Source organism: Glycocaulis sp., assembly GCF_052168375.1.
In the GTDB taxonomy this organism is placed as follows: Bacteria; Pseudomonadota; Alphaproteobacteria; order Caulobacterales; family Maricaulaceae; genus Glycocaulis.
In genome coordinates this window covers 1-5,860 of record NZ_JBQLZR010000192.1, presented here as the reverse complement: position 1 = coordinate 5,860, position 5,860 = coordinate 1, and the positions used below count along the sequence as shown (strand labels likewise).

Annotated in this window: 3 protein-coding genes; 1 reads left to right on the top strand and 2 read right to left on the bottom strand. The window is 63.3% G+C overall.

What is annotated here, in order from left to right:
• Positions 1-3,098 (top strand): hydantoinase B/oxoprolinase family protein (locus tag ACTS2Z_RS07600; protein ID WP_442572613.1); only part of this gene is annotated, 3,098 nt, incomplete at its 5' end.
• On the opposite strand, the gene ettA is transcribed toward ACTS2Z_RS07600, so the two are convergent.
• Positions 3,095-4,759 (bottom strand): energy-dependent translational throttle protein EttA, encoded by a 1,665-nt coding sequence (gene ettA / locus ACTS2Z_RS07595; RefSeq protein WP_442572612.1) that lies wholly within the window; start codon positions 4,757-4,759, stop codon positions 3,095-3,097. The two genes, ACTS2Z_RS07600 and ettA, sit on opposite strands and share 4 nt — an antisense overlap.
• 94 nt (positions 4,760-4,853) lie before the next feature.
• Positions 4,854-5,819 (bottom strand): glutathione S-transferase family protein, encoded by a 966-nt coding sequence (locus ACTS2Z_RS07590; protein ID WP_442572611.1) that lies wholly within the window; start codon positions 5,817-5,819, stop codon positions 4,854-4,856.
• Between the last annotated feature and the right edge of the window lie 41 nt (positions 5,820-5,860).

The following is a 5,860-nucleotide window of genomic DNA, read 5'->3' as shown; positions in this document are numbered from 1 at the left end:
CTATCGCACTGATTAATTCGTATGTGAATGATGCGCACGAAAAGCAGGTGGAGACGCTCGCGCGGGAGGCCGGCTTTGTGCACGTAAGCCGCTCGAGCGAGGTCAGCCCGCTGATCCGCCTGATCCCGCGAGCCTCTACCAGTGTGATCGACGCCTATCTGGAACCCGTCCTGCAGGACTACGCCGCACGCGTCGGCAAGGGCCTCTCGGGCGTGCCGCTCTACTTCATGCAGTCATCGGGCGGACTTGCACGGTCGGGCCATTTCCGCGCCCGCGACGCGGTGCTGTCAGGTCCGGCTGGCGGTGTGGTCGGCATGGCTGAGACAGCCAAAGCTGAAGGCCTGTCGCGCGTCATCGGCTTCGACATGGGTGGCACCTCTACGGACGTGTCACGCTATGACGGCGAAGCGTATGAACGCCGTGACCAGGTGCGTATCGGCGGCCGGCTCCTGCGTACGCCCATGCTCGCCATTCATACTGTTGCCGCCGGGGGCGGCTCCATCCTGCACTTTGATGGCGAGCGGGCACGCTGCGGTCCGATGAGCGCGGGCGCACGGCCCGGCCCTGCTGCCTATGGCCTTGGGGGACCTGCCACCATCACTGATGCCAATCTGGTACTTGGCCGGGTGCACCCGGACTGGTTCCCGTCCGTTTTCGGGCCTGAGGGCAATGCGCCGCTGGACGCCCATGCTTCCCGGGCGGCTTTGCAGGCACTGGCGGACTCCATGGGCGCAGACAGCGCGGAAGCAGCAGCAGAAGGCTTCATCGCCATTGCGGCCGATGCGATGGCCGGTGCCATACGCCAGATCACCACCGCGCAAGGCATCGACCCGCGTGGCTATGCTCTCAACGCCTTCGGCGGTGCAGGCGGCCAGCATGCCTGTCAGGTGGCTGCCGCATTGGGTATTCGTCAGGTCATCATTCACCCCAAAGCCGGGCTGCTCTCCGCGCTCGGCATCGGCATGGCCTCCCTCCTCGATACGCGCGAAGCGGCGCTAGAGGCGGCGCTCGATGAGGACGGGCTCAAGATGGCACAGGCACGTCTGGAGGCTCTGGAGGCCGACGCGCGCGAAGCACTTTCCCGTCAGGGCGCGCAAACGGTCGAGGCGACCCATTTCGTGCACATACGCGTCGCAGGCTCGGACACTGCCCTGCCCTTGAAGTTCGATACGCTGGACGCCGTACGCAGCGCTCATCACGACGCGCATGTCCGCCTGTTCGGCTTTGCCGCCGGGACAGCACAGCTTGTCATCGAAGCTGTTTCGGTAAAGGCCGTCGCCCCGTCGTCGGCAAGCCTGCCCGTATCGCCGCCTGCCAGCGTCACCGGCCCCGGCCCTGCGGGCACAACCCGCATCTTTACCGGCGGCGCATGGCAGGATGCCAGCATATGGAAACTGGCCGATCTCGGAGCGGAACAGCGCATCTGCGGCCCTGCCCTCATCATGGAGCCCGGCCAGACCATCACGCTTGATGCAGGCTGGACAGCGCGGCGCGGCGCGACCGGCGCGCTCCTTCTCGAGCATGATGCACGAGGCGTGCGCGCGACAGGATCGACGGAGCTCGATCCTGTGACGCTGGAGCTTTTCAACCGGCGCTTCATGGGCATTGCCGAGGAGATGGGCCTTGTGCTGGAGCGCACAGCCCACTCGGTCAACATGAAGGAGAGGCTCGACTTTTCCTGCGCCGTCTTTGACGGGACAGGCGGGCTTGTCGCCAATGCGCCGCACATGCCGGTGCATCTCGGCTCCATGTCTGCGAGCGTGCGCGCGGCGCTCGATGCCTACCCCGACCTTGCGGCCGGTGAAGCGGTCGCGCTGAATGCACCCTATAATGGCGGGACGCACCTGCCCGACATTACCGTCATCCAGCCAGTCTGCGATGATAGCGGCCAGCGCCTCTTTTTCGTGGCGTCACGCGGGCATCACGCCGATGTCGGCGGGCTTGCGCCCGGCTCCATGCCGCCTTTCTCGAAAGTGATCGGGGAGGAAGGCGTGGTGTTTGATGCGGTAAAGATTCTTTCGGATACGAAGTTTGATGAAGAGGCCGTGCGCAAGGTGCTGGCTTCCGGCAGCTATCCCGCTCGCGCACCGGACCGGAACATCGCCGATCTCAAGGCTCAGCTGGCCTCCTGTGCGCGCGGGGCGCAGGAGCTTCACCGGCTGATCGCCGAGCAGGGCCTCGACGTCGTGCGGGCCTATATGGGCTATGTGCAGGACAATGCCGAGCGGGCGGTCCGCCGCGTCATCGGCGCACTGGAAAGCGGCTCGGCGGTGATGGAAATGGAAGGCGGGGAACGCATCTGCGTCGCCATCACGACCCGCCCCGGAGACGGCAGCGCCACCATCGATTTCACGGGCACCAGCGCCCAGATGGCGAATAATTTCAATGCGCCAAGTGCCGTTGCCAGAGCGGCTGTCCTCTATGTTCTTCGCTGCCTGGTGGAAGACCAGATACCGTTGAACGAGGGTTGTCTGAAGCCGGTCGACATCATCATTCCCGAAGGCTCGCTGATCGCGCCGGAACCGCCGGGCGCCGTGGTTGCCGGCAATGTGGAAACCAGCCAGCTCATCGTCGATGCGCTTTTCGCCGCTTCGGGCCGCATGGCAGCGGCGCAAGGCACGATGAACAATTTTACCTTCGGAAACGAAACATATCAGTATTATGAGACGATATGCGGAGGCTCAGGCGCCGGGCTGCTGGCCGACGGAAGCGGGTTTGCAGGCTCTGACGCCGTACATACCCACATGACCAATTCACGCCTGACCGACCCTGAAATCATGGAATTGCGCTATCCTGTCCGCGTCCTGTGCCATCGCGTACGCGCGGGCTCAGGCGGTGAGGGTCAATGGCGCGGCGGCCATGGCTCGGTGCGCCGCCTGCAATTCCAAGAAGCGATGGAGGCAAGCCTGCTATCCGGGCGCAGGCGCGTGGCTCCGCCCGGCCTGAAAGGCGGGTCAGACGGCACGCCCGGCAAGGCGCGCATCATCCGGGCAGATGGCCGAATCGAGGAGCAGGGTGCCCTGTTCTCGGCCAGGCTTGCGCCCGGCGATTCGATCGAGATCGAGACGCCGGGCGGTGGCGGGTTCGGGAAAGCCTAGCGCTCGAACTTCTGGAATTTCACGCGCGTCGGCACGAGGGCATCTGTGCCGAGGCGGCGTTTCTTGTCTTCGAGATAGTCGGAGAACGCGCCTTCAAACCATTCCACATGGCTGTCGCCTTCGAAGGCGAGAATGTGGGTGGCGATACGATCAAGGAAGAAGCGGTCGTGCGAGATGACCACGGCGCAGCCGGGGAAATCTTCCAGCGCCGCTTCCAGCGCCGAGAGCGTTTCCACGTCGAGATCGTTGGTCGGTTCGTCGAGCAGGAGAAGGTTGCCGCCTTCTTTCAGCATCTTGGCAAGGTGCACGCGGTTGCGCTCACCACCGGACAGGATGCCGACCTTCTTCTGCTGGTCACCGCCCTTGAAGTTGAACGCGCCGACATAGGCGCGGCTGGGCACTTCATGGCCACCGAGCGAAATCATGTCATTTCCGCCCGAGACTTCTTCCCAGACAGTCTTTTTCGCGTCCAGCGCATCGCGGGACTGGTTTACATAGCCGAGCTTGACGGTCTCGCCGAGTTTTACCGATCCGGTATCAGGCTGCTCCTCGCCGACAATCATCTTGAAGAGCGTGGTCTTGCCGGCGCCGTTCGGGCCGATCACGCCGACCACGCCGCCCGGCGGCAGCTTGAAGGTCAGATCCTTGATCAGCAGCTTGTCGCCGAACGCCTTGGTGACGTTGTCGAATTCCACCACATTGCCGCCGAGGCGCGGGCCCGGCGGAATGCGGATGGTGGCGGTCGAGATTTTCTCCCGGTCGGCCGCGTCGCGCATTTCCTCGTAGGACTTGATACGCGCCTTGGACTTGGCCTGACGGGCTTTCGGGCTGGAGCGGATCCATTCCAGTTCGCGGGCGAGAGCACGCTGCTTGGCGCCTTCCTCGCGTGATTCCTGCTCCAGGCGCTTGGCCTTCTGTTCCAGCCAGTCCGAATAACCACCCTTGTAGGGGACGCCCTGCCCGCGATCGAGCTCCAGCGTCCACGTCGTGATGGAATCGAGGAAATAGCGGTCGTGGGTGACGATCAGCACGGCACCGTCATAGTTTTCAAGGTGATGCTGAAGCCAGGCAACGCTCTCGGCGTCGAGATGGTTGGTCGGTTCGTCGAGCAGCAGCATATGCGGCTTGGAGAGAAGCAGCTGGCAGATGGCCACGCGGCGGCGCTCACCACCGGAAAGGTTCGCAACCGAAGCATCGCCCGGCGGGCAACGCAGGGCTTCCATCGCCATTTCGATCTTGGAGTCGATATCCCACGCGTCACGCGCGTCGACCTGCTCCTGCAGGGCGGTCATCTTTTCCATCAGCTCGTCGGAATAATCCTCGGCCAGCTGCATGGCGATGGCGTTGTACTCGTCGTAGATCTTCTTGTCCTCGGAGCCCTCGATCACGTTCTCCCAGACGGTCTTGGCCTCGTCGAGTTTCGGCTCCTGCGGCAGATAGCCGACGCGCACGCCCTTTTCGGCCCAGGCTTCGCCGGTAAAGTCATTGTCCATCCCGGCCATGATGCGCAGCAGGGTCGATTTACCTGCGCCGTTGACGCCGACCACACCGATCTTTGCGTCGGGCAGGAAGTGCAGCGAGATGCCCGCGAAGACCTGCTTGCCGCCCGGATAGGTCTTGGACAGCTTGTCCATGTGGTAGACATATTGATAGGCCGACATGCGCGAGGCTCCTTCGAACGCAAAACGGGGGAATGGATGCGTGCCGCGCTATAGCGCAACGCCCCGCGCACTGGCAATGGAAGGGGTGAGCGGGCTAGCGCCCGTCGGCCACGTGCATATCCGGCCCCAGCGGCACGATGCCCGACGGATTGATCATGTCATGGCTCTCGTAATAGTGCCGCTTGGCGTGACCGAGGTCGAAAATCTCCGCAATTCCCGGCAGCCCGTGCAGGCGGCGCGCATAGGCCGCAAGATGCGGGTAATCGATCAGGCGTTTGAGATTGCACTTGAAATGGCCGTGATAGACCGGGTCAAAGCGCACCAAAGTGGTGTAGAGCCGCCAGTCAGCCTCGGTGTGCTGGCTGCCGGTCAGGTATTCGCGCCCGTCCGATAACAGGCTTTCCAGCCAGTCGAGGCTGTCGAACAGGGTGGTGACCGCCGACTCGTAGGCATCTGCCGCGGTGGCAAAACCCGCCTTGTAGACCCCGTTATTGACGCTGTCATAGATGCGCGCGTTCAGCGCATTGATCTCACCGCGAAGGTGTTCGGGGTAGTAGTCGCCCGGCGCAGCGCCAACGCCGTCAAAGGCCGAATTGAACATACGGATGATGTCGGCGCTCTCGTTGGAGACAATGGTGCCTTTCTGTTTGTCCCACAGCACCGGCACGGTTACGCGACCCGTATAGTCGCTCTTTGCCGCCGTATAGACCTGATGGAGGTAGTCGGCATCGTGCAACGGATCGGGGATCACGCCGGGTCCGTCTTCAAAGGTCCAGCCATGCTCCTTCATCCGCCAGTGAACAACCGACACCGGGATCAAGTCCTCAAGGCCCTTGAGGTGGCGGAAGACCAGCGTGCGGTGCGCCCACGGGCAGGCGAGCGATACATAGAGGTGATAGCGGTCCGGCTCTGCCTTGAAGCCGCTTTCGCCATCGGGGCCGGCAGAGCCGTCTGCCGTCACCCAGTTGCGGAACACGCTATCCTGGCGCTCGAACTTGCCGCCCGACTTCTTCGTATCATACCACTCGTCTTTCCAGACGCCGTCCACGAGCCGGCCCATATCCGGTCTCCTTCATGTCTGCTTCTGTCCAGTTTCTGAGG

Coding starts and splice junctions, on each gene's coding strand:
- ACTS2Z_RS07590 (WP_442572611.1), bottom strand. CDS start 5,819: ATGGGCCGGCTCGTGGACGGCGTCTGGAAAGACGAGTGGTATGATACG.
- ettA (WP_442572612.1), bottom strand. CDS start 4,759: ATGTCGGCCTATCAATATGTCTACCACATGGACAAGCTGTCCAAGACC.